This is a genomic window from Glaciibacter sp. 2TAF33, from assembly GCF_052114945.1.
GTDB lineage: Bacteria > Actinomycetota > Actinomycetes > Actinomycetales > Microbacteriaceae > Cryobacterium.
Window position 1 is genome coordinate 199731 of record NZ_JBFRFS010000001.1, and the last position, 23220, is coordinate 222950.

General features: G+C 70.2%; 22 protein-coding genes. 14 read left to right on the forward strand and 8 right to left on the reverse strand.

Annotation, left to right across the window (positions count from 1 at the left end; genetic code table 11):
- Nucleotides 1-82 precede the first annotated feature (82 nt).
- On the reverse strand, nt 83-1549 hold the full coding sequence (locus AB4Y94_RS01015; RefSeq protein ID WP_441723875.1) for an RNB domain-containing ribonuclease: 1467 nt from the start codon (nt 1547-1549) through the stop codon (nt 83-85).
- 203 nt (nt 1550-1752) lie between these two features.
- Here AB4Y94_RS01015 and AB4Y94_RS01020 point away from each other — a divergent pair, with 203 nt between their 5' ends.
- Both AB4Y94_RS01020 and AB4Y94_RS01025 read left to right on the forward strand, forming a co-directional pair.
- On the forward strand, nt 1753-3555 hold the full coding sequence (locus tag AB4Y94_RS01020) for an FAD-dependent oxidoreductase (protein ID WP_441723876.1): 1803 nt from the start codon (nt 1753-1755) through the stop codon (nt 3553-3555).
- Nucleotides 3555-4967: an adenylate/guanylate cyclase domain-containing protein gene (locus AB4Y94_RS01025; protein ID WP_441723878.1), complete on the forward strand. Its 1413-nt coding sequence runs from the start codon at nt 3555-3557 to the stop codon at nt 4965-4967. The genes AB4Y94_RS01020 and AB4Y94_RS01025 overlap by 1 nt, the downstream gene beginning before the upstream one ends.
- A 91-nt stretch (nt 4968-5058) precedes the next feature.
- Here the strand turns inward: AB4Y94_RS01025 and AB4Y94_RS01030 are convergent, their stop codons facing one another.
- The gene (locus AB4Y94_RS01030) at nt 5059-6003 is read right to left on the reverse strand and encodes an A/G-specific adenine glycosylase (protein WP_441723880.1); all 945 of its coding nucleotides are present in this window, start codon (nt 6001-6003) and stop codon (nt 5059-5061) included.
- Between the two features lie 106 nt (nt 6004-6109).
- Nucleotides 6110-6454: a VOC family protein gene (locus tag AB4Y94_RS01035; RefSeq protein WP_441723882.1), complete on the reverse strand. Its 345-nt coding sequence runs from the start codon at nt 6452-6454 to the stop codon at nt 6110-6112.
- Nucleotides 6455-6626: 172 nt separating this feature from the next.
- On the opposite strand from AB4Y94_RS01035, the gene AB4Y94_RS01040 reads away from it, so the two are divergent.
- Both AB4Y94_RS01040 and AB4Y94_RS01045 read left to right on the forward strand, forming a co-directional pair.
- Entirely contained in the window at nt 6627-7805 is a 1179-nt protein-coding gene (locus AB4Y94_RS01040) for a sensor histidine kinase (protein ID WP_441723884.1), read from the forward strand.
- Complete coding sequence (locus AB4Y94_RS01045) at nt 7802-8422, forward strand: response regulator (protein ID WP_441723886.1); 621 nt, start codon at nt 7802-7804, stop codon at nt 8420-8422. The genes AB4Y94_RS01040 and AB4Y94_RS01045 overlap by 4 nt, the downstream gene beginning before the upstream one ends.
- Before the next feature lie 18 nt (nt 8423-8440).
- Here AB4Y94_RS01045 and arfB read toward each other — a convergent pair whose 3' ends face one another.
- A complete protein-coding gene (gene arfB, locus AB4Y94_RS01050; RefSeq protein WP_441723888.1) occupies nt 8441-8863 on the reverse strand; it encodes an alternative ribosome rescue aminoacyl-tRNA hydrolase ArfB in 423 nt (140 codons plus the stop codon).
- 64 nt (nt 8864-8927) lie between these two features.
- Between arfB and AB4Y94_RS01055 the strand changes: the two genes are divergently transcribed.
- Complete coding sequence (locus AB4Y94_RS01055) at nt 8928-9530, forward strand: hypothetical protein (protein ID WP_441723890.1); 603 nt, start codon at nt 8928-8930, stop codon at nt 9528-9530.
- A gap of 241 nt (nt 9531-9771) precedes the next feature.
- Here the strand turns inward: AB4Y94_RS01055 and AB4Y94_RS01060 are convergent, their stop codons facing one another.
- Together AB4Y94_RS01060 and AB4Y94_RS01065 are read right to left on the reverse strand one after the other, a co-directional pair.
- Nucleotides 9772-10767 carry a ketopantoate reductase family protein gene (locus AB4Y94_RS01060; RefSeq protein ID WP_441723892.1) on the reverse strand — a complete coding sequence of 332 codons (996 nt, stop codon included), beginning with the start codon at nt 10765-10767 and terminating at the stop codon, nt 9772-9774.
- Between the two features lie 9 nt (nt 10768-10776).
- Nucleotides 10777-12216 carry an MFS transporter gene (locus AB4Y94_RS01065; RefSeq protein ID WP_441723894.1) on the reverse strand — a complete coding sequence of 480 codons (1440 nt, stop codon included), beginning with the start codon at nt 12214-12216 and terminating at the stop codon, nt 10777-10779.
- A gap of 72 nt (nt 12217-12288) precedes the next feature.
- Here AB4Y94_RS01065 and AB4Y94_RS01070 point away from each other — a divergent pair, with 72 nt between their 5' ends.
- The 6 genes from AB4Y94_RS01070 to AB4Y94_RS01095 all read left to right on the forward strand — a co-directional run bounded on the left by AB4Y94_RS01070 (nt 12289) and on the right by AB4Y94_RS01095 (nt 18026).
- The gene (locus tag AB4Y94_RS01070) at nt 12289-12948 is read left to right on the forward strand and encodes a TetR/AcrR family transcriptional regulator (RefSeq protein ID WP_441723896.1); all 660 of its coding nucleotides are present in this window, start codon (nt 12289-12291) and stop codon (nt 12946-12948) included.
- Nucleotides 12945-13952, forward strand: coding sequence for a tRNA pseudouridine(55) synthase TruB (gene truB / locus AB4Y94_RS01075; protein WP_441723898.1), 1008 nt, complete (start codon nt 12945-12947; stop codon nt 13950-13952). The genes AB4Y94_RS01070 and truB overlap by 4 nt, the downstream gene beginning before the upstream one ends.
- Entirely contained in the window at nt 13949-14317 is a 369-nt protein-coding gene (locus tag AB4Y94_RS01080) for a hypothetical protein (protein ID WP_441723900.1), read from the forward strand. Before truB ends, AB4Y94_RS01080 begins: the two co-directional genes overlap by 4 nt.
- A 63-nt stretch (nt 14318-14380) precedes the next feature.
- Nucleotides 14381-14854, forward strand: a complete 474-nt coding sequence (locus AB4Y94_RS01085; protein WP_441723902.1) for a hypothetical protein — start codon at nt 14381-14383, stop codon at nt 14852-14854.
- Complete coding sequence (locus AB4Y94_RS01090; RefSeq protein WP_441723903.1) at nt 14851-15780, forward strand: bifunctional riboflavin kinase/FAD synthetase; 930 nt, start codon at nt 14851-14853, stop codon at nt 15778-15780. Before AB4Y94_RS01085 ends, AB4Y94_RS01090 begins: the two co-directional genes overlap by 4 nt.
- Before the next feature lie 50 nt (nt 15781-15830).
- Nucleotides 15831-18026 carry a transglycosylase domain-containing protein gene (locus AB4Y94_RS01095; RefSeq protein WP_441723905.1) on the forward strand — a complete coding sequence of 732 codons (2196 nt, stop codon included), beginning with the start codon at nt 15831-15833 and terminating at the stop codon, nt 18024-18026.
- A 10-nt stretch (nt 18027-18036) separates the two neighbouring features.
- Here the strand turns inward: AB4Y94_RS01095 and AB4Y94_RS01100 are convergent, their stop codons facing one another.
- The gene (locus tag AB4Y94_RS01100) at nt 18037-18687 is read right to left on the reverse strand and encodes a maleylpyruvate isomerase family mycothiol-dependent enzyme (RefSeq protein WP_441723906.1); all 651 of its coding nucleotides are present in this window, start codon (nt 18685-18687) and stop codon (nt 18037-18039) included.
- 23 nt (nt 18688-18710) lie between these two features.
- On the opposite strand from AB4Y94_RS01100, the gene AB4Y94_RS01105 reads away from it, so the two are divergent.
- Nucleotides 18711-19955 (forward strand): MFS transporter, encoded by a 1245-nt coding sequence (locus AB4Y94_RS01105; RefSeq protein WP_441723908.1) that lies wholly within the window; start codon nt 18711-18713, stop codon nt 19953-19955.
- A gap of 132 nt (nt 19956-20087) precedes the next feature.
- On the opposite strand, the gene AB4Y94_RS01110 is transcribed toward AB4Y94_RS01105, so the two are convergent.
- Nucleotides 20088-21035, reverse strand: coding sequence for an ROK family protein (locus AB4Y94_RS01110; protein ID WP_441723910.1), 948 nt, complete (start codon nt 21033-21035; stop codon nt 20088-20090).
- A 183-nt stretch (nt 21036-21218) separates the two neighbouring features.
- On the opposite strand from AB4Y94_RS01110, the gene AB4Y94_RS01115 reads away from it, so the two are divergent.
- A complete protein-coding gene (locus AB4Y94_RS01115; RefSeq protein ID WP_441723912.1) occupies nt 21219-22169 on the forward strand; it encodes a sugar-binding transcriptional regulator in 951 nt (316 codons plus the stop codon).
- A 36-nt stretch (nt 22170-22205) separates the two neighbouring features.
- Entirely contained in the window at nt 22206-23213 is a 1008-nt protein-coding gene (gene deoC, locus AB4Y94_RS01120) for a deoxyribose-phosphate aldolase (RefSeq protein WP_441723914.1), read from the forward strand.
- The last annotated feature ends 7 nt before the right edge of the window (nt 23214-23220 follow it).

A 23220-nucleotide genomic window follows, 5' to 3' on the forward strand; every position in this document is an offset into this window, starting at 1 on the left:
GGGTAGCGCCGGCCTTCGCGAACCCGCAGTTGTTGGGGTTATGAGCGGGTTATAACCCCAACAAGTGCAGGTTCGCGGGCCATCAGGCGGGCGGCACAGGCGACGAGAGCGCCTCGAAGCGGATGCTGCCGGTGGCGATGGTCGCCTCGGCAAGGCGCGCACGGATCCGGGTCCCGGGCAGGGCCGCGCCGACCACCGATGCCGTCACCGCCGGATCGGTCAGCTGGATCATGCCCTTGCCGTTGCCGCCGGAGATCACCGTGGCCTCGAAGATGTCGCCGACGCGTGAGGAGAGTGCGGCGGCCTCGACGGTGTCCAGGGCGGCCCGGTCAACGGTGCCGGCGGTCTGGTCTGACGACGCCATCACCGCGGGCAGTGCCGGCAGTGCGTCCCGCACCCAGCCGGGAACCGGTTCGCCCGCGCTGATCGCCTCGCACGCGACCAGCGCGAAGCGGTCGACCAGCCGCCGGATCGGCGCCGTGACGTGCGTGTAGTGCGCTGCGACGGCTGCCTGCCTGCCGTTGGCGGGCACCGAGCCGTCGAAAGCGGTGTAGCCGGCGCCGCGGAACAACGACCCGGCGGCGTGCATGATCGCCAGGTCCTTCGGGTTCTCCACGTCCAGCCGGCGCAGGTATTCCCCGTACGGCATACTGTCGGGCCAGGGATGGTCCAGCGCGGCGGCCTGGCGCCGGAACCCCGCGATGGTCTGCTCCTCCGGTTCCGGGAGCGTCCGCAGGATCCCGATCCTCGCCCCCAGCATCAGGTCCGCGGCGGCCATCCCGGTCATCAGCGAGATCTGCGCGTTCCAGTCCTCGACCGGCAGCGGGCTCCGCCGGATCAGCTGGTAGCTGCCATCGTCCTCCGTGATGGTCACATGCGGGATACGGAGGCTGGCGCCGCCACGCTGCCGTTCCAGCGCGATCCGGCCGAGGCCGACCTCCTTCAGCAGCGCCAGCGTCGAGTGCCCGGCGCCGTCCCCGCCCCCGTCGTCCGCACCCGTGTCGATGGCGTCCTGCGCTTCGGCGTAGGTGAGTTGTCGCCGGCTCCGGATGCGTGCCCGCGCCACTGCCGCACGCGTCACGGTGGACGTGTGGTCCAGCGTGAGGTCCCAGACAAACGCACCCCGGACCCGGTCCGGCAGCAGTGAAGCGGCATCCTCGCTGATCACGGTGGGGTGCAGCGGGATCCGCCCGTCTGGGGCGTAGATCGTCTGGCCGCGTCGTCGTGCCTCGGCGTCGACCGCGCCACCGGGGGAAACGAAAGCCGGGACATCCGCTATCGCATACAGCACGTGGAATCCGTCGCCGAGGCGTTCGATGAACATGGCCTGGTCGAGGTCGGTCGATCCGGGCGGGTCGATGGTGAGGAACGGCACGTCGGTACGGTCGGCGGCCGGCAGGTCGGGGTGGCGGGTGACCCGTTCGGCCTCGGCCCGGGCGTCGGGCGGGAAGCTGCGGGTGAGGCCCAGCCGTTCGGTGATGCCAGCGAGTGCGTCGTTCAGCTCAGTCGATTCGATCGGGGCCTGCATCCGCAACAGCGACGTCACCATGCCTCGAGCTTACGCGCGGGCGGGGGCTCGCAGCCGATGGGTGGTGCGGAGTACACTCGGGCCGATGGCGGCTCGCGGCACAGGAAGCGACACCCCGGCGCCCTGACGGCCCGCTGCCCTCGCATCGAAGCCCTCGCATCGAAGCGCCCCGCACGCCCCGTCGCCCTCACACCCCAGCCGGCTCATCCAGGAATGGAGAGTTCATGAGTGAGAACAGCCCTGCCGTCGATGCCGGTGCAGCCAGGCGGCAGCTGCCGATCATCCTGCTCGCCCTGTCAGATGAGCCGGCCAGGGATGCGGTGCTGCGCGAACTCGAGCGCCGCTACACCCTCGACTATCGGGTGGTTGCGACCCCGGGTGCCGATGAGGCACGTACCGCCCTCGCCGAGGCGTCGGCCCAGGGTGGACGGGTGGCGCTGTTGCTGGCGGACGACTCGGCAGTCGGCGTAGCGGAATTCACCGGCGAGACGCTGTTCACCGAGGCGCGGCGCCGTTTCCCCGACCTCCGTCGCGGCCTGGTCATCGAGTGGGGCTCCTGGGCGGAGCGATCCACGACGGCGGTGGTACTCGAACTGATGGCCACCGGCCAGATCGACTACTACGTGATCCGGCCGTGGCACTCGCCGGACGAGTACTTCCACCGCACCGTGACCGAATTTCTGCTCGAATTCGAGCGTTCGGTCAACGAACGGCCGCGTGAGGTGACGGTGATCGGCGATGACGACCAGCCGCGCACCCACGAACTACGGAGCCTGCTCGCGCGCGGAGGGGTGCCGCACGGATACGTCGCACCCGGGTCAGCGGAGGGCCGCGCCCTGCTGGCCGGCTCGGGGGTGAGCTACACCGGCGTGCCGCTGGTGCGACTGATCGACGGCCGGGTGCTGTCCGATCCCAGCAATGCCGATCTCGCCGCTTCGTACGGGCTGAGCACCAGCCTCCCCGACAACACCGAGGTGGACGTCGCCATCGTCGGGGCCGGCCCCGCTGGTCTCGCCGCGGCCGTCTACGCCGCGTCGGAGGGCCTCACCGCCTGGGTGGTCGAACGCGAGGCGATCGGCGGCCAGGCCGGATCGAGTTCGCTGATCCGCAACTACCTGGGCTTCTCGCGCGGGATCTCCGGGTCGGAGCTCGCCCAGCGCGCCTACCAGCAGGCATGGGTGTTCGGGGCCGGGTTCGCGCATTCCCGCGAAGTGGTCGGGCTCGAGGTGGACGGCGACGGATGCCGTCTGACCGTCGCGAGTGGTTCGGGTGCCTCCCGTCCGCCGGAGCAGCTGCGGGCGCGCTCGGTGGTCATCGCGGTCGGGGTCGACTACCGGCGGCTTGACGTGCCGGCCCTCGAGCCGTTCGCAGGCGCGGCGGTCTTCTACGGGGCATCCGTTGTCGAAGCGAAGGCGCAGGCAGGAAAGGCCGTGCATGTGGTCGGCGGCGGCAACTCGGCGGGCCAGGCGGCCCTGCACCTGGCCAGGTACGCGTCGTCGGTGACGCTGCTGGTGCGCGGTGCGACCCTGGCCGAGAGCATGTCGAGCTACCTCATCGACCAGCTCGACGCCGCCGGCGTGCACGTCGAGACCGGTGCCGAGGTGATCGGCGGCGGGGGAGCCGAGCGGCTCGATCACCTGGTCGTGCGCGACCGCCTCAGCGGCACAGAGACGCGGGTCGCCAGTGACGCCCTGTTCCTGCTGATCGGCGCCTCCCCGCACACTGCCTGGTTGCCCCCGCAGCTGCTGCGCGACAAGTGGGGCTATGTTCTCACCGGGGCGGACGTCGTCAGTGAGGCAGGCGCGGCCTGGTCGGACGAGCGGATGCCTGATGCCCTCGAAACGTCCGTCCCCGGCGTATTCGCGGTCGGCGACGTGCGGCGCGGGTCGGTGAAACGGGTGGCGTCCGCGGTCGGTGAGGGCTCGGTCGTGGTGTCCGCTGTGCACGGCTTCCTCGCGCGGGGCGCCGCCGGCAAGGCGGCGGGCGAACGCGCGGCCGGGCACGGCGCGACGGAACGGAGCCTATGATGACCCACGCCACCCCGGCTGGCAGCCCGGTGGACGGAACCGGGCCCCGTGCCGCCGGAATCCCGGCGCGGCGGTTCGGCTGGACCGTGCTGCTGCTCCTGGCCCCGCTGGCCGGTTTCGTGCTGCTGATCGTGCAGCCGAACTTCGACGGCACCTGGGAGCACCACCCGTCGCATTTCTGGCTGGTGCTGGCCATCGGCGGAATCAATGCGGTCCTGGCCTGGGCGACCGGGTCGGCGGCCCGGCTCCGCGGTGACGCGCGGCTGGTCCTGGTCTCACTCTCCTTCCTCTCCGCCGCGGGATTCCTCGCCCTGCACGCGCTCGCCACGCCCCAGGTGCTGCTGCCCACCCCGAACCCCGGTTTCGTGCTCGCCACCCCCGCCGGGCTCCTGGTCGCCGCCGTCTTCGCCGCGGCGTCGAGCCTGCCACTCAGCGAGAAGCAAGCCAGGGCGGTCGTGCGCCGTGCGGCATGGCTGCTCGGGGGACTGGTGGCCCTGATGGCGCTGTGGGCCGTCGCGTCGCTGCTTCTCCTCGGACCGTTTGCGACCGCCCCGGTCGCGGAGCGGGCGTCGGGTCCGCTGGCCATCCCCGCACTCGCCGGCCTGCTGCTCTACGCCTTCGCCGTCTACCGCTACCTGACGATGCCGCGGCACCCGGCGTCCGCGCTGCCGCTCGCCATGGCAGCGGCGTTCACATTGCTCGCCGAAGCCGAGATCGCCATCATCTGGGGCCGCAACTGGCATGCGTCCTGGTGGGAGTGGCACCTGTTGATGCTCGCCGCGTTCGTGTTGATCGCCGTCTCGGCACAGCGCTCCTGGCGGGAAGAGCGCTGGGCCGGGTTGTACCGGCCGGAGACGGCCGCCGGCGAGCGGGCGATCTCGGTGGTGTTCGCTGACCTGCAGAATTTCACCGGCTTCTCGGAGAAGCACCCGCCGGAACAGGTCACCGGCATGCTCAATACCTACTTCAACGAGGCCATCCCGCCCGTGGTGCAACGGTTCGGCGGCGTCATCGACCGGATCGTCGGCGACGCGGTGATGGTGACGTTCAACACCCGGGGCGACCAGCCAGACCACGCCAGGCGCGCGGCAGGAGCGGCCCTCGCGCTGCAAACGGCGACGGCCGCCGTCGCTGCGGCGCACCCGGACTGGCCGCGGTTCCGCGCCGGCATCAACACCGGCGTGGCCTCGGTCGGGATCCTGGGCACGGGCGGCGGCCGCACCTATACGGCGATCGGCGATGTGGTGAACGTCGCCTCCCGGCTGGAGGGGCTGGCGCCGGTCGGCGGCGTGGCTGTGAGTGCGGATACCCTCGCCGAGCTGGGCGGGGCGCGTGCGGAGCCGCTCGGCCGGCTGCAGGTGAAGGGACGCGACGAACCGGTGGAGGCGTACCAGCTGGTCGGGCTGGGCTGAGCCGAGGCATCTGCGTCACCGCCGAGTCGCCCAGATCTGCTGTCCACCGTGCTGGAACCCAGCCGATTCGGGCAACTCGGCATACACATCGCTAGGTGGGGAGCGTGTAGCCGCCGTGCGCCGCCGGCACGGCGAGGCCGTCAACGACCAGGCCGGCCAGGGCGCGGTCCCGTTGGGCCGCATCCGGCCAGACCGACGCGAGTTCGGCATCCGTCACCGGCCGGTGCGTGGAGCGCAACTCGGCCATGATCAGGCCCCGCACCTGCCGGTCGCTGCCCTCGTATTTCTTCTGCACGGCCTTCCGTGGCCCGTCGTAGACCGGGTAACCGGCTCGTCGCCAGGCGCACGCATTCCGGATCGGGCATGCGTCGCAACGGGGTGACTTCGCCGTGCAGACCACCGCGCCGAGCTCCATGATGCCGGCATTGAACGCGGCGGCCTCACCGCGGTCATCGGGCAGCAGGGCTTCCATCGCGGCGAGGTCGCGGGTGCGGCTGGGCGGCGACGGCTCGCCCTGGCCGCCGACGGCCCGTGCCATGACCCGCCGGGTGTTGGTGTCCACCACCGGATGCCGGTGGCCGTATGCGAAGGCCGCCACCGCGCGCGCGGTGTAGTCGCCGATCCCGGTCAGGGCGAGAAGTGCGTCGACGTCGTCGGGTATGGTTCCGCCGTGTCGCTCGGTGATCTCCACTGCCGCCGCGTGCAACCAGAGCGCGCGGCGCGGATAGCCGAGGGTCGCCCAGGCTCGCACCGCTTCGCTCGGGGGCTCGGCCGCCAGGGCGGCCGGAGTCGGCCAGCGGATGAGCCACCGCTCAAGCATCGGGATCACGCGGTTCACCGGCGTCTGCTGCAGCATGAACTCGCTCACCAGGGTGCCCCAGGCGCTGAACCCGCTGCGGCGCCACGGCAGGTCGCGGGCGTTCTGGTGGAACCAGGCGTTGACCGGGCGGGCGATCGTGTCGCTGCGAACGGCGTGATCGCTGTTGTGCTCTGCGGCCGCGCGGGTATCGCCGGCAGGCGTGGTGGCGCTGTTCATTCCGTCCAACCTACGCTGTCGTGCCTACGCTGTCGTGACCGCCCGGTGGCGGGGTGGTGGCGGGGGTGGTGGCGGGGGTGGCTCGTGCCCCTCGGCCACGGCGGTGTCAGGGGGTTTTGGGGCGCCACACGCCGAACCGGTTGCCGAATGGGTCGAGCAGGTGCGCGAACTCGATCCTGCCGTTGTCGACGAAGGGAAGAACGACCGTGCCGCCCAGTCGCGTGGCGTCGGCGATCGCCTGGTGCACGTCGTCGACGTGCACGTAGAAGATGGCCCAGTTCGCCCCGCCGATCTCGGTGGTGTCCCACAGGCCGCCGGCGTCGCCGTTGACCATGCTGTACTGGGCGGGCGAGGGTGCGCCGACCTCCCAGTCGAACATGCCGGAATAGAACGCCCGGGCCGCACCGGGGTCTGGGGAACCCACCTCGAAATAGTCGACAACATTCGGCATCAGAGAGCCTCCTCGTTCCAGGATGTGCGATCGGGTCGGTCCACTCGTCGAATGGCGGCGAGGAACGCCGGTCAGTCTGCTCGCGTCAGCGAGCCAATTCAAGCCCCCGCCGGGCCGCCTTCGAACTTTCGATTGATGGGCGCTGGCGCGGGGTCACGTAGTGTCGGTAGGCATGGCCCACACCGCGCTCACTCCTGTCTTCACGGGCCTCCGCACCGCTCTCCACGTCCTCGTCGGTGCCCTCACCGCGCTTGTCGTCGCGCGTGGCGTCATCACCGCGACACCGTGGAGCGGTACGGTCGTCGCGCTGTCTGTGGTCTTCCTCGTGACGTACGGGGTCGGTGGCTACGCCGGGCGGCACCGCGACAGCCCAACGGTCGCTTACCTGTGGCTGCTGGCGCTCTCGCTGGAGTGGGTGCTGATCCTCTGGCTCATTCCGGAAGGCGCCTACCTGGTCTTCCCGCTGTTCTTCCTCTACATCCACCTCCTGCCGCGCTGGTGGGGAACGGTCGCGGTGCTCCTCACCACCGCGATGTCGGTTCTGGCGCTGGGCCTCCACGCCGGATGGACCATCGGCGGAGTCGTCGGGCCAATGGTCGGAGCAGGCGTGGCCATCGTGATCGGCCTCGGCTACCGGTCGCTGGCCCGGGAGGCGGCCGAACGGGAACGGCTGCTGCAGGAACTCATCGCCACCCAGGGGAGGCTGGCCGCGACAGAGCACGAGTCGGGCGTGCTGGCCGAGCGTGCCAGGCTGGCCAGGGAGATCCACGACACCGTGGCGCAAGGCCTCTCGAGCATCCAGATGCTGCTGCACGCCGCGGAACGGGCCGATCCGGCCCGGCCCGGCATCGAGCACGTCCGACTGGCCAGGGAGACCGCCGCAGCCAACCTGGCCGACACACGCCGATTCATCCGTGAACTGGCGCCCGCGGCCCTGGTCGACCAGGGCATCGGAGCCGCCCTGGAGCGGCTCTCGGAGGTGCAGTGGCGACGAAGCGTCGCCGTCGACGTGCGCGTGCCGGACACGGTGGATCTGCCCATGTACCTCCAGACCGCTCTGCTTCGGATCTGCCAGGGTGCGATGGGGAACGTGGTCCAGCACGCCCAGGCCCAGCAGGCGGTGATCTCGATCGAGCGTGACGAGGAGAGCGTGCGGCTCATCATCACCGACGACGGGATCGGCTTCGACCCGGTCGCAGCGTCGGCGGAACGCAGTTCTGGGGGATCTGACTCGTTCGGGCTCATCGCGACCCGGGAACGCGTCGACCAGCTGGGCGGCACCCTGGAGATCGACACCGGCCCCGGCCGCGGAACTCGCCTCATCGTCGTATTGGGGGTGGGCGCGCCGTGATCCGACTCGTGATCGCCGACGACCATCCCGTGGTCAGGGCCGGGATTCGGGCGTTGTTCGACATGGAGCCCGGGCTCATCGTGGTGGCTGACGTCTCCACCGCAGCGGATGCCATCGCCGCCGTCGAGCGTGAGAACCCCGACCTGGTGTTGATGGACCTGCAATTCGGGTCTGGGGCCACCGGTGTCGAGGCGACCAGGCGCATCCGCTCACTCGACGCCCCGCCCTACGTCCTGGTGCTCACGAACTACGACACCGACGGCGACATCCTCGGTGCCGTCGAAGCCGGGGCCAGCGGGTACCTGCTCAAGGACGCGCCGCCGCACGAACTCGTCGCCGCAGTCCGGGCGGCGGCGTCAGGGGAGAGTGCGCTGGCGCCGGTGATCGCCGGGCGGCTGACCGAACGGCGCAACGCCCCGCAGATCAGCCTGAGCCGTCGTGAGATCGAGGTCCTGGGCCTGGTGGCCGCGGGCAACTCCAATGCCAGGATCGCCACGATGCTGTTCCTGTCGGAGACGACGGTGAAGTCGCACCTGGTGCACATCTTCTCGAAGCTCGACGTGTCGTCCCGCACCGCGGCCGTGTCGGCGGCCCGGAAGCTGGGCATCATCCGCTGAGCGGGCGGGTGCGGCGAGCTACTCGGGGGCGGGGCGCCGGCGTTGCCGCTTGGTGGCGGACCGTTGCTCCTTCGCGGCAAGCCGGCGAAGCTTCGACCCGAGTGTCGGGTTGGTGCGTCGCCGCGGTGCAGCGTCGGGAGCCAGGGCTCCGGCGACGATGCCGGCGAGCTTGGACAGGGCGATCTCGCGGTTGCGGAGCTGGGAACGACGTTCCGACGCGGTCACGGTGAGCACGCCGCCGACCAGTCGCCGGGCGAGCCGGCCTTCCAGGCGCTGCCGCTGGCTGTCGCTGAGGGCGGGCGATTCGCCGACGTTCCAGGAGAGCTCAACCCGGCTGTCCGACGTGTTGACATGCTGGCCGCCCGGGCCGGACGAGCGCGAGAACCGCCACCCGAGTTCCGACGCGGGAATCGTCAGGGCGCGCGAAACTTCCAGGTCCATGCCTCCAGCGTGGCACGGCGGGGCCGCCACCGGAACGACAAGCGCGGGAGCGTAGGCTCGAATCATGAAGCTCGTGACAACGCCTCGAACCGAGTTCCTCCGCGGGATCGCCACGGAGATCCTGCACAACTACGGCCGCGGGCGGGCGATCGTCGCGGTCGACGGAACTGAAGAGTCAGGGCGGGCGGCGTTCGCCGACGACCTCGCCGCGGTCTTCGAGGAGCGTGATCATCCGGTCTTCCGGGCATCCATGCGCTACTTCCAGCGTTCCCGGGTCGAGCAGGCGAAATTCGGGCCGGAGACCGCTGAGCGTGACTACCGGCACCGCGACGACTACTCGGCGCTCGACCGCGTCCTGGTCGGACCGTTCCGGCTGGGCGGCAGCACCGGTTTCGTCACCCGCGAATTCGACCCTGAACGTGATGCCTGGATCCAGCCGACCTGGCTCACCGCCCCACCGGATGCCATCCTGGTCATCGACGGGGACTTCATCCTGCGGCCGGAACTGCTGGGCCGGTGGTCGTACACCGTACTGCTCGACGGAGGCGCTGAAACCCCGGCCGACGAGCTCTACCGGGCGGAGGTGCGGCCCAGCCGGCTGGCGTCCGCCGTGATCGACGATACGGATGCCTCCCACCCGCAACGTCGCTTCTTCGACAGCTGCTGAGGCGCATCCGTCGCTGGGGCACCGAGCCGGCGGCCCGCCCCGGCGTCCGCTCGCGCTGAGGTTCCTGCCACGCGCTGAGGTTTCTGCCACGCGCTGATGGCCTGCCCGCCGCGCGTGGCAGAAACGTCAGCGCGAAGCAATTCGGCCGGCCCGCACGCCCGTGTGAAGCCGCGCCGCGCCGCGCCGCCGCCGCGCGCCGCCGCCGCCGCTGCGCACCACCGACGCCGCCGCGCCCCGCGGCTTAGAGCGCCTCGAACCGCGCCACCACGTCGGCCGGCGCCAGCACTCCGCTGGCCTCGACGTCGTGAACCAGCGCGGTGAGCATCGCATTCACCGGCGCGGGCACACCGGCCAGCGCGGCCTCCCGCACGATCGCGCCGTTCAGGTAGTCGACCTCGGTCGGTTGCCCGCGACGGATGCTCTGCAGCGTCGACCCGAGATTGGGCACGTTGCCCATCCGCCGGCGCATCATCATCGGGAGCACCTGTCCCACCGACGCGGGCAGCCGCGCGAAGGCGCGCAGGCGCCGGTCGCCGAGCGCCTGCAGCGACCCGAATCGCACGCCGCGGGCGACGCCGACCCGCACCGCTTCCCGCATGCTCGCCGTCATCACTCGGCGGAGGGCCGCATCGTCGACAACGTCCTGCACGCTGAGCCCGGTGATGGCCGGCACGGCGTTGAGCATGTTCACGATCAGCTTGGTCCACTGCGCGCCCACGAAATTGTCGATGGCGATCATCGGAACCGCGACGTCGAGCACGCCCTGCCAGTGCCTGGTCGCGGCGTCGGCCGGACCGGATCCCCGACCGATGTAGGTCGGGGCGGCCGTGGTCACCCGCACGACACCCGGCTCGGTGTAGTTGGCGGCGATGATCGACAGCGCGCCGAAGCAGTCCGATCCGGGCAGCAATTCCGCCGCCGTGCGCACGCCATCCAGCCCGTTCTGCACCACGATCACCGGCGACCCGTCGACCACCGACGCGTTCGCGCCGATCGCGGCCGCGGCATCCTGCGCCTTGGTGCAGACGAGCGTCAGCTCCGGCCGCTCGGCCAGGCGTTCCAGCGCGGCCGGCTGCGCGTGCGCGTCACCGAAACCACCGCCCAGGCGGATGCCTCCGGTTCGGATCGCCTCCAGCCCGGCTCCGCGTGCGGTCACCGTGACATCGTGTCCGGTCCGGGCCAGGAGGGTGGCAAAGGTGCCACCGAGGGCGCCGGCTCCGATGACCGCAATTCGCATTGCCCCAGCCTAGGCGGCGGACGGCTCCCGCTCGCGTCGCTCACGGGAGGCGCCGGGCGCATCCAACACGGCCCGCCGGCCGGACGGAAGCGCCAGGGCGATGAGTGCCGCTGCGCCCAGCACCCCGGCCGCGGTGAACACCGCGGGGATCGCCGCGTGCACGTACCCGGTGGGGGTGAGCTGGCCGCCGGCGCCGCTGAACACGGCGGTGAGCACCGCCACCCCGAGCGCCACGCCGATCTCCCGGAGTGTGGAGTTGGTACCGGACGCCTTGGCGTGGTCGTTCTGCACCATGTTCGCCAGCACCGCCGTGGAGCTCGGCGCGAACACCAGGCCCATGCCGACCCCGGCCAGGATGAACGGCGCCACCAGTTCGGTGTAGGCGATGGTGGCCGACATGGTCAGGGCGATCCACGCCATCGACGCCGCCAGGAACGTGAGGCCCACCACGATCGGCAGCCGGGTTCCGGTGCGCGGGCTGAGCAGCCCGGTGAGCGGGGCGACGATCATCGGGGCGAGGGTCCACGGCATGGTCATCACACCGGCCTCGAGCGGGGTGTGCCCCTGCACGATCTGCAGGAACTGGATCAGGATGAACACCGCGCCGAAGATGCCGAAGCTGAACGTGACACCGACCAGGTTGGCCACCGTGAAGCTGCGGTCGTGGAACAGCCGCAGCGGCAGCAACGGCGCCGCCACCCGGTGCTCCCACAACACGAACAGCACCAGCAGAACGCCGCCACCGACGAGGGCGCCGAGCACCTCTGCGCTGTCCCACCCGGCATCGTTGCCGCGCACGATTCCGTAGACCAGGCCGAGGACCCCGATACCGGCCAGGAGCAGCCCGACCAAGTCGGCCCGCACCCGCGCCCCGAAGCTGTTCGGCAGGGCCGCCAGCACCAGCGGCACCGAGATGATCCCGAGCGGCACGTTCAGCCAGAAGATCGCCTGCCAGTTCCAGCCCTGCACCACGGCTCCGCCGATCAGCGGGCCGAGCGCGACGCCGAGCCCGGAAATACCGCCCCAGATCCCGATCGCGGCCGGGCGCAGTCGGTCGGAGACCGAACCGACCAGCAGTGTGAGCGAGAGCGGCATCAGCGCTGCGGCACCGACACCCTGCACCGCACGGGCGCCGATCAGCATCCACGGCTCGACCGCGACGGCGCAGAGAGCGGATGCCGCGGTGAAGATCACGATGCCGCCGAGGAAGACGCGGCGGCGCCCGAACCGGTCACCGAGGGCGACGGCCATCAGCATGAAGGTGGCGAAACTCAGCGCATACGCGTTCACCACCCATTGCAGTTCCTCGATCGAGGCGGAGAGGTCGCGCGCGATCACCGGCAGGGCGCTGGTGACCACGAGGTTGTCGAGGGTGGCCATGAACATCGGCAGCGAGGCGGCGACGACGGCGAGCCACACAGTGATACGGCGGCGGGACACGATGCTCATGACAATCAACTTCCCACGGGTTGTAATCGAATGATTACAAGACGCTAGTAATCAACTGATAACCTGTCAAGTGTGAGTGAGCACATCGCCGAGAAAGTTCCCGGCCCCGAGCGCATCCCGGCCGCAGAGCGTCGCGAGCAGATCCTCGCCGCCGCCAGCCGTGTCTTCGGCGAGCGAGGCTACTCCGGGGCCACGACCGACCAGGTCGCCCAGGCGGCCGGCATCAGCCAGCCCTACGTGGTGCGGATGTTCGGCACCAAGGAGAACCTGTTCCTCGAGGTGATCGAACGCGCACTCGGAACTCTCGTCACCAGTTTCCGCGCCGTCATCGCCGAACCGCGCCCACACGGCGCCGAGGGCGCCGAGATCCTCTCCCAACGCCTCGGCCTCGCCTACGTCGACCTGATCGAGGACCGCGGCATCCTGCTCTCGCTGATGCAGGCCTTCATCACCGGCCACGACCCGGTGGTGGGTGCCCACGCCCGCGCCGGGTTCCTGTCGATCTACCGGATCCTGCGCGATGAAGCCGGCTTCGACCCCGAGCAGACCCGGGACTTCCTCGCCCACGGCATGCTGCTGAACACACTGCTCGCCATTCGGCTGCCCGACATCTTCGAGGAGGATGAGGACGCCGGCGAACTCATGCGCGTCGCCTTCCGCACCAAGCTCGATGTCGTGCTGGGCGCGGCCGGCCGCGCCCCAGTGCGAGCAGCGCCGGGGACGCCCGCGTGAGCGGGACCGCATCCGGCCTGGTCCTGATCGACAAGGCCCAGGGCTGGACCAGCCACGACGCCGTCGCCCGCACCCGGCGCCTGGCCGGCACCCGCAAGGTCGGCCATGCCGGCACGCTCGACCCGATGGCGACCGGCCTCCTCATTCTCGGCATCAACAGCTCCACCCGCCTCCTCACGTGGGTCGTCGGCCTCGACAAGGAGTACCTCGCCACCATCCGGCTGGGCGCATCGACCACAACGGATGACGCGGAGGGCGATGTGCTGGACCGTGCCGTGCCGGCATCCGTTGCCTCGATCACGCCGGAGGCCATCGCGGCGGGCATTCACGCGCTGACCGGCGACATCTCCCAGCGACCAAGCGCCGTGAGCGCGATCAAGGTGGACGGCAAGCGCGCCTACGCGCGGGTGCGGGCCGGCGAAGACGTGCAACTGGCCGCCCGGCCGGTGACGGTGAGCGAATTCGAGATGCTCGGCGCGGACCCGGCCGACGGGTTCCTTGACCTGCGCGTTCGAGTGGTGTGCTCCTCGGGCACCTACATTCGCGCCCTGGCCCGCGACCTCGGCGACGCGCTCGGCGTCGGCGGGCACCTCACCGCCCTGCGGCGCACCCGGATCGGGCCGTTCGGCGTCGATGCGGCGACCGGACTCGAGGCGCTGGATGTCGCATCCGCGCTGATCGGGCCGGCCGAAGCGGCCTCGCGGCTCTTCCCGCGGCTGGAGCTCAGCGCACAGCAGGCCATCGACCTCGGCCACGGCAAGCGGATCGACGTCGCCCCAGGCTCCGTCGCCCCAGGCTCTGTCGCCCCCGACTCCTTCAGTCCAGACTCCTCGGCGAAACCAGGGCCTGCCCCGGCCGTGAACGGACCGGTGGCCGCGATCGCGCCGGACGGCCGGCTGGTCGGACTGGTGGAGTTACGCGGCAACCAGGCCAAGACACTGGTGAACTTCCCGAGCGACGAGGGCAGCACGAGCAACGAGAACGGCACGGGCCACACGGCATGATCGAGTGGTTCACCTGGGTGCAGCTCGCCGTCGCAGGCGCCGCGGGGCTGCTGTGCCTCGGCCTGGGGCTGGCCGGTCGCAAGCCCAACGACCTGACCATGGGGGCCACCGCCCTGGTCGAGGTGCTGCTGATCGCGCAGTTCGTGGTTGCGATCGTCGCCCCGTTGGCCGGCAACCGTCCGACCGGCAGCCTCCTCGAATTCTGGGTCTACCTGGTCAGCGCAGTACTGCTGCCGGTCGCCGCCGGCTTCTGGGCGCTGGTGGAACGCAGCCGATGGAGCACTGTGATCCTCGGGGTCGTCTGCCTGTCGGTCGGCATCATGCTGTACCGGATGCTGCAGATCTGGACGGTGCAGGGCGCGTGACCGACGCCGGTCGATCCCGCCGGTCGATTCCGCGCTCCCGAATGCTGCGATAATTGCTGAGCGATGACTGAACTGCACAGGGACAACGACTCCGCCCCGGCCACTCCTGCCCGGCGGGTAACCGGTATCGGCCGACTCTTGATCGCGGTGTACGGCGTGCTCGCGCTCGCCGCGACCGGGCGGTCGTTCGTCCAGATCGCCACCAAGTTCCACGAGGCGCCCCTGGCGTACACGCTGTCCGCGCTGGCCGCCGTGGTCTACATCCTGGCCACCGTCGCCCTGGTCATGCGCGGCGGCGCCTGGTACCGGGTGGCCTGGGTCACCATCGGCTTCGAGATGCTCGGTGTGCTGGTTGTCGGCACCCTCAGCCTGGTCGACCCCGGCCTGTTCCCGCACGACACCGTCTGGTCGGTGTACGGCCGCGGCTACCTGTTCATCCCGTTGGTGCTCCCGGTCCTCGGCATGTGGTGGCTCGCGAAGCATCCGCTGCCCGCGCGCGCCCGGACGGCCGCCGAAGACAGGGCGGCAACTGCATGAGAATCCTGCACGGTGTAGCCGATGTCCCCGCCGACTGGCCGGCCTCCGCGATCACGATCGGCAAGTTCGACGGTGTGCACGCCGGTCACCGAGCCGTCATCTCCGAGCTGAAGGCGATCGCAGAGCGCGACGGCCTCGCATCCGTCGTGGTCACGTTCGACCGCCACCCGCTGGCCCTGCTCTCACCGGAGGACTGCCCGACGTCGCTGGTGAGCATCGAGCAGAAACTCGACCTGCTGGCCGGGACAGGGGTCGACGCGACCCTCGTGCTCGCGTTCGACCGGGCGCTCTCCTCACTGCCGCCGGAGGAGTTCGTGGAGACGTTCATCGTGAATGCGCTGCACGCCCGCTACGTGCTGGTCGGACGGGATTTCCGCTTCGGCTTCCGCGGTGCGGGAGACGTCGACCTGCTTCGCGAACTCGGCGCCGGATACGGCTACGAGGTGCGGCTGATCGACGATGTGACGCCGGACAACTCGCGCCGGGTCTCGTCCACCTGGATCCGGGAGCTCCTCGCCGGCGGCGACATCCGGGCGGCCACCCGGCTGCTCGGCCACCTTCCGACCGTGCGCGGCACGGTGGTGCACGGGGCGGCCAGGGGAAGGGAGCTCGGCTACCCGACCGCGAACCTGTCGCCGAAAACGCAGGGGCTGATCCCCGAGGACGGCGTCTACGCCGGGTGGCTGACGGATGCCTCTACCCGCTACCCGGCCGCCATCTCGGTGGGCAACAACCCGACGTTCGAAGGCGTGCCGCAGAAACAGGTCGAGGCCTACGTGCTCGACCAGGACATCGACCTCTACGGGCACGTGGTGGACGTCGCGTTCGTCGAGCGCATCCGCGGCATGGTCGCGTTCACCGGTATTGACCCCCTGGTCGTGCAGATCGCCGACGATGTGAGCCGGGTCCGAGAAATCCTCGCGTAGCCGCCCGGATTGTTCTAGCCTGATTGGCACGAGTTCCGGGGGAACGGGCCATGGAAACCAGGGATGTATCGAACGCGGCGGTAACCAGAAGACGCACCGCCTTCGGAGTGCTGGGCGGCCTGGTCGGCTTCCTGGTGGCCAGCGTCCTGGCGGCGGTGCTCGTGGTGGCCGCCATGGTCCCGGTGGTCGCCGTCTCGGCCATCGCGACCACGAACACCATCAACGTGTTCGAAAACCTCCCCGACTACCTCTCGATCGAGCCTCTGTCGGAGAAGAGCAACATCTACGCCACCGGAAGTGACGGCGCCCCCCGGTTGCTGGCGTCTTTCTACGACCAGAACCGGGTCGAGGTCGGCTGGGAGCAGATCAGCCAGTACGTGAAGGATGCCGCGGTCGCCAGTGAGGACCCGCGGTTCTACGAACACGGGGGAGTGGACCTCCAGGGCACCCTCCGCGCCGCGGTGACCACCGTGGTCGGCGGTGACATCCAGGGCGGCTCATCGATCACCCAGCAGTACGTCAAGAACGTGCTCGTGCAGCGCTGCGAGACCGAGTCGGACAAGGTCGCCCAGCAACGATGCTACGACGCCGCAACCGAGACCACAGCCGACCGCAAACTCAAGGAGATGCGGCTCGCGGTCGGGCTCGAGGGCAAGTACACCAAGGATGAGATCCTCCGCCAGTACCTGAACATCACCGGCTTCGGCGGCACCGTTTACGGAATCGAGGCCGCGGCCGAATACTACTTCGGCGTCAGCGCCGCGGCGCTCACCCTGCCGCAGGCGGCGAGCCTGGTGGCGATCGTGAACAACCCGTTCAAGTTCCAGCTGGACCGGCCGGAGAGCCAGGCCAACGGGGCCGCCAACGGTTACGCGGCCAACAAACAGCGCCGCGACTACGTCCTCGGCCAGATGCTGCGGTACAGGAAAATCCTGCCGGAGGAGTACCGCGCCGCGGTGGCGGTGCCGGTGGAGCCGAGCATCCACGAGCCGAGCACCGGATGCCAGACGGCCGGCGGAAGCGCCTTCTTCTGCGATTACGTGCTCCACATCCTGCAAAACGACCCCGCTTTCGGCGACAACGCCGACACCCGCATGCTCAAATTCCGCCGCGGCGGCTACAACGTCTACACGACCCTCGACCTGGACCTGCAGAACGCCGCCGAGGCCGCGATCGCCGCGAACATCCCCACCGTCTACGGTGGCGGTGACCTGGGGGCCGTCGTCTCCAGCGTTCAGGTCGGCTCCGGCCGGGTCCTGGCGATGGCAGAGAACAAGGACTACAGCCAGGACCCGGCGGTGCAGGCCACCGGCGCCAATTTCACCGGCATCAACTACAACACCGACTACGACTACGGCGGTTCAAGCGGCTTCCAGCCCGGCTCGACCTACAAGATCTTCACCCTCGCCGAATGGCTCAAGGAAGGCCACTCGCTGAACGAGCGGGTCGATTCCCGGCGCAAGGCCAACTGGGGCACTTTCCAGGACAGCTGCCTCGGCCCGCAGAACTACGACAAAGAGGGGTTCAACCCGCTGAACGACGAGGTGGGAGAGAACGCCCCCAACTACACCGCCCTGGAATCCACCATCAGGTCGATCAACACCGGATTCATCGGCATGGCCAAGCGGCTGGACCTCTGCGGCATCCGCAAGACCGCCGAGGCGTTCGACATGCACCGTGCCGACGGCGACCCGCTCGGGCAGAGCGCCGCCAGCGTGATCGGCACGAACGAGGTCGCGCCGCTCAGTGTGGCCGTTGCGTTCGCCGGCATCGCCAACCAGGGGGTCACCTGCACGCCGATCGCCATCGACCGGATCGTCGGCCGGGACGGCGCGGAGATCCCGCCGCCCACGTCGACCTGCGCGCCCTCTGTCGACCCGTCTGTCGCGGCCGGGATGGCCTTCGCGCTGCACCAGGTGATGACCCGCGGCACGGCGGCCCCGTCGAACGCGCGCACCCTGCCGAACCTGCCGATGATCGCGAAGACCGGAACCACGGACGGTGCCAAGGACACCTGGATGAGCGGAGCCAGTACCAAGGTGGCCACCACCGTGGCGGTCGTCGCCGTGACCGGGTCGCTGGACCAGCGGCACCAGCGCGTGGCAAGCGGCCTCATCTCCGACGCCAGGCACCGCATCTGGCCGGCGGTGATGAGCGTGGCCAACGCGAAGTACGGGGGCGATGCGTTCGTCGAGTCCGCGACCAACCCAGCCGGCCGGGTGACCCAGCCGGCCGCCGGAGGGTGAGCCCGCCGCGTCAGGGCTGCAGGCGGCCGAACAGGAACAGGACCACGCCCTCGGCAGTGCCGGTGAGTTCAGGTCCGTGGCCGACGCGCCAGCCGGCATCCGCCGCCACCAGGGTGCGCGTGCGCACCACCGCTTTGATCTCGGTCGGCGCGGTGAGGCTCCGTCGCAGCGCCACCGCGCCCGACGCCGTCGCAGCCACCGGCAGCGCGAGGCCGAGCGGATGGGCCAGGTCGTAGCCGTGCACGACGGCCTCGGCCAGTTCCGAGATGCCGTGCCGGCCGACGCCGGACGCCTTCGCTGCCGCGATGTCACGGATGCGTGCGACCAGCTCGGCGGGTTCGGCCTCGGCCGCTGCGCGGCTGAGCACGTCGACCACGCGGTGCGGGGTGACCAGGCGCCCGTCGAAGCCGGCCCGAATCCCTCCTCCGACCAGCTCCCGGGTGGGACTGCCGACCCGCCAGACGAGGTGTCCCGCGACATCGCGCACCCGCCAGCCGGCGCACAGGCTCTGCGCCTCCCACTGCTCGGGGGTGAGGGTCGCCAGCAGGTCGGCGGTCGCGGTGAGTGTCGCAACGAGGTGCCCCCGCCAGTCGGCATTGGCGGCGGACTCGTCGGCCGGCGGCCGCTGGCTGAGCGGCAGGTACTTGGCGATATCGGCCATGGCATCCACCCTAGACTTGATCGGTGACCGACGCCCCAACCCGCAGGCTCTGGGGCGGTCGCACCCTCGCCCTGGTGGGGATCATCCTCGTCGCGGCCAACCTCCGCACCGCGGTCACCGCTCTCTCGCCGATCGTCAGCGAGGTCAGCGCCGACATCTCGCTCGGCGCGCTGGCCATCGGCGTACTCGGCATGCTGCCGCCGGTCTGCTTTGCCGTGTTCGGCATCTTCACCCCGGTGTTCACCCGCCGCATCGGCCTGGAGCGGATGCTGGTGCTCGCCCTGGCCGCCATCCTGGCCGGCCACCTGCTCCGTGGGCTGGCCGGCTCGCTCCCGGTGTTGCTGGTCGGGAGTGTGATCGCGTTCGCGGGGCTCGGTATCGGCAACGTGCTGCTGCCGCCGCTGGTGAAGAAGTACTTCCCCGACCGGGTCGGCCTGGTCACCTCGCTCTACGCGACGGTGCTCTCCTTCAGCACGCTGGTGCCGCCGCTCCTGGCCGTCCCGGTCGCCGATTCCGCCGGGTGGCGGGTCTCCATCGGCCAGTGGGCGCTTCTGGCCCTCCTCGCCCTCGTTCCGTGGGTGACGCTGCTGGTGCGCGAACGCGCGCGGCCGCGCATGGCGCAACAGCCATCCGTCGACGACGCCGGGGTCGACGAGGCCCGGCCCGCGGTGCTCGGGCGGATCGGGCGCTCCTCCGTGGCCTGGGCCATCACGATCGTCTTCACCGTGTCATCGCTGAACGCATACGCCATGTTCGCCTGGCTGCCACAACTGCTGCGGGAGACCGCGGGCGTCTCGGCCGGCCAGGCCGGCATCCTGCTGTCCCTCTACGCGGCCATGGGCATCCCGACCGCCCTCATCATCCCGGTGCTCACCGCGCGGCTGAAGAATGTCGGCCCCATCGTTCTCGTCGGGGTCGCGGCCTTCCTGGCGGGCGACCTCGGGTTGCTCCTGGCGCCGTCGGTCGCGCCGTGGCTGTGGGCGGCGTTCGCCGGCCTCGGGCCGCTGTTGTTCCCGTTGTCGCTGGTGCTGATCAACCTCCGTACCCGCACCCACGATGGCTCTGTCGCACTGAGCGGGTTCGTGCAGAGCGTCGGCTACACGATGGGCGCGCTCGGCCCGATCGTGGTCGGGATCCTGCGCGAGACGACCGGAGGCTGGACCTGGCCGCTGATCGCCCTCATTGTCACCGCGCTGGCCGCCACCGTCTCCGCCGTGGTGATCTCGCGCCCGCACATGCTCGAGGATGACCTGGCCCGCCAGGGGTGACCCGCCCCGGTTGCCGGCTCTCCCACGCCGGGGACCCCGTCTTTTCGTGAGGGGTCACAGATCGACCTTCCCGGCACTCCGCAACGTCGATTTGTGACCCCTCACGCGCCTGGGACGCCGTCCGGAGGATTCTCAGGCCACCAGCCCCGCGCGGTGGATGAGCGCAGCCGCGCCGATCAGCGGCCCCTCGCCGGAGAGCGCTGAGGGTACCAGTCGCACCCGCGTCGCGAACGGGAATTCGGTGCGCTCGGCGATTGCCTCGCGGGCGAAGTCGAACAGGTCGGGTGTCACGTGCGAGAAGCCGCCGCCGATCGCGACCAGGTCGAGGTCGACCAGGTTGGTCGCGGATGCCACGGCGTGGCCGATCGCCCGGCCGCTGCGTTCCACGGCGCGCCGGGCGACCTCGTCGCCTGCCGCGTAGGCGGCGGCGAGCTCCTCACCGGTGGATCCGCTCCAGCCCTGGCTCTGGGCCCATGCCACCGTCTTCGGCCCGGACGCGATGGCCTCCAGGCAACCGCGTCCACCGCAATGGCAGGCGTCGTCGAAGCCGCCGACTTCGACGTGCCCGATGTGCCCGGCGTTGCCGGTCGGCCCGGTGACCACAGACCCGTTCAGGATCAAGCCGCCGCCGACGCCGGTCGAGACCACCATGCCCATCAGGTTGTCGACGCCCTGCCCGGCACCCACCCAGTGTTCGGCGAGCGCGATGCACTGGCCGTCCAATCGCAGGCGCACCTCGGCGTCAGGGAGGAGCCTCTGCACCAGGTCGAGGAGCGGGTACTCCCGCCAGGCCGGCAGGTTCAGGGGCGAGACGGTGCCGTGGGCAAGCTCGATTGGGCCGGCGGAGCCGATGCCCACCCCCGCCAGGGTCGCATCGGCGGGAAGGCCGGCGCGGGCCTTGCCCACGGCGCGGGTGACAGACGTCGTGAGTTCGTCGCTGGTCGCATCCCGCCCGGTCGGGGCACGATGCCGGCTCCCGGCGAGGACGACCCCGTCGGCGTCGACGAGGGCGGCCTCCACCTTGGTGCCGCCGAGGTCGACGGCAAGGACGTAGCTCGGGGACGGTGGGCTGACGCGCATTGTCAGATCCTACGGCCGCGCCCCCGCGAAAACGCACTTGTTGGGTTTATGAGGGCTTTTTAGGCCCAACAAGTGCAGGTTCGCGGGACCTAGGCTGCTCATATGAGCAAGATGGGCTACAGGTGTTGTTCGGCTGGGCGAGTGCGCCTAGGCTGGGGGAGATGTGGGAAGGAGTGCGCGCCGATGATCGAAACCGATGAGCTGCTCTCCATTCGCGCCGCGGAGCTCTATTACGAGGAGAACAAGACCCAGGACGAGATCGGGTCGATCCTCCGGCTGACCCGCTGGAAGGTGGGACGCTTGCTCGCGCAGGCGAAGGCGAGCGGATTCATCCGCATCGAGATCGTGCACCCGCGGGCCCGCCGGCTTCCCGTTGAGCGGCGACTCCGCGACGCCACCGGGCTCACTGACGCGATCGTCGTCTCCGCGGCCGGTGTGTCGGGCGACGACGAACTGCAGTCCCGCACCGCGCAGGCCGCCGCCGACTACCTGGCCAGCCTCCGCCCGATCCCGCGCACCCTCGGCATCAGCTGGGGCCGCACCCTGCACGATGTCTCGTTGCACCTCAAGCAGGACTGGGCGCCGGGCGTCAACGTGGTGCAGATCAACGGCGGCGTCAGCCTCAACAAGCGTGCCGGCACCGCGGCGACCACCGCCGTCACCATCGCGCATAAGGCGTCAGGCTCGGCCACGCTGCTGCCGAGCCCGGCCATCCTGGAGCGGCTGGAAACCAAGCAGGCCATCGAATCCGATCGCGCCGTCGCGGCGGTCCTCGAGATGGCGGCCGGGGCATCCGCTTACCTCTATAGCGCCGGCCAGGCCGACGAGCACTCCGCGCTGGTCGACAGCGGCTACCTCACCGCCGACCAGATCGCCGAGCTGGTGCAGAAGGGCGCGGTCGGGGACATCGTCGGCCGCTACATCGACAGCGCCGGCAACATCGTCGACCCGGCGCTGGACGAGCGCACGATCGGCATCGGCCTGGACCAGCTGCGCGCCGCCAAGCTCGCCATCGCCGTGATCGCCGGCAACTCCAAGCACGCCGTGGCCCGCGCCGTCGTGGGCAGCCGCCTCTGCTCGGTGCTCGTCACCGATGAAGACACCGCCAGGGCCATCCTTGGCGAAGACCTCTAGTCCATCAACACCTCCGACAGAAGCCAAGGACACCTCATGACCACGAGTACCCAGCTCGCCACGCGGGAGCGCACCCTGTCGCTCCTCGGCGGCGAGGCGACAGACGCGAACCTGAGCCGCTACCTCCACGGAATCCCGGGCGTCGACGCGGTCGGGCTCGAACAGCGCGCTGCCTCGCTAAGCACCCGCTCGATCAAGACCACGTCGAAGAAGTGGGCCATCGACACCATCATCGGCCTGATCGACCTCACCACCCTCGAAGGCGCTGACACCCCCGGCAAGGTGCGTTCGCTCGTCGCCAAGGCGATGACCCCTGACCCCGCCGACCCGTCCTGCCCACGCGTTGCCGCGGTGTGCGTGTACGGCGACATGGTCCCGTACGCGGTGCGGGCGCTCGGCGCCGCCCACTCCGCCGAAACGGATGCCGGCATCAACGTCGCCGCCGTCGCCACCGCGTTCCCGAGCGGGCGGGCCTCACTCGCGGTGAAGCTCGCGGACACCGCCGACGCCGTCGCGGCCGGCGCCGACGAGATCGACATGGTCATCGACCGTGGCGCGTTCCTCTCCGGCCGCTACGGCCAGGTCTTCGACGAGATCGTCGCCGTCAAGGAGGCCTGCCGCCGTACGAACGGAACCTACGCGCACCTCAAGGTGATCCTCGAGACCGGCGAGCTGAACACCTACGACAACGTCCGCCGCGCCTCCTGGCTGGCGATCCTCGCCGGCGGCGACTTCATCAAGACCTCGACCGGCAAAGTAACGCCGGCGGCGACGCTGCCGGTCACCCTGTCGATGCTCGAGGTGGTGCGCGACTGGAACCGCCTCACCGGCGAGAAGATCGGGGTGAAGCCGGCCGGCGGCATCCGCACCTCCAAGGACGCGATCAAGTACATCGTGACCGTCGCAGAAACCGTCGGCGAGGAGTGGCTGGTGCCCAGCCTGTTCCGGTTCGGAGCGTCGAGCCTGCTGAACGACGTGCTGCTGCAGCGCCAGAAGATGAGCACCGGGCACTACTCCGGCGCCGACTACGTAACGATTGATTAGGACCGAA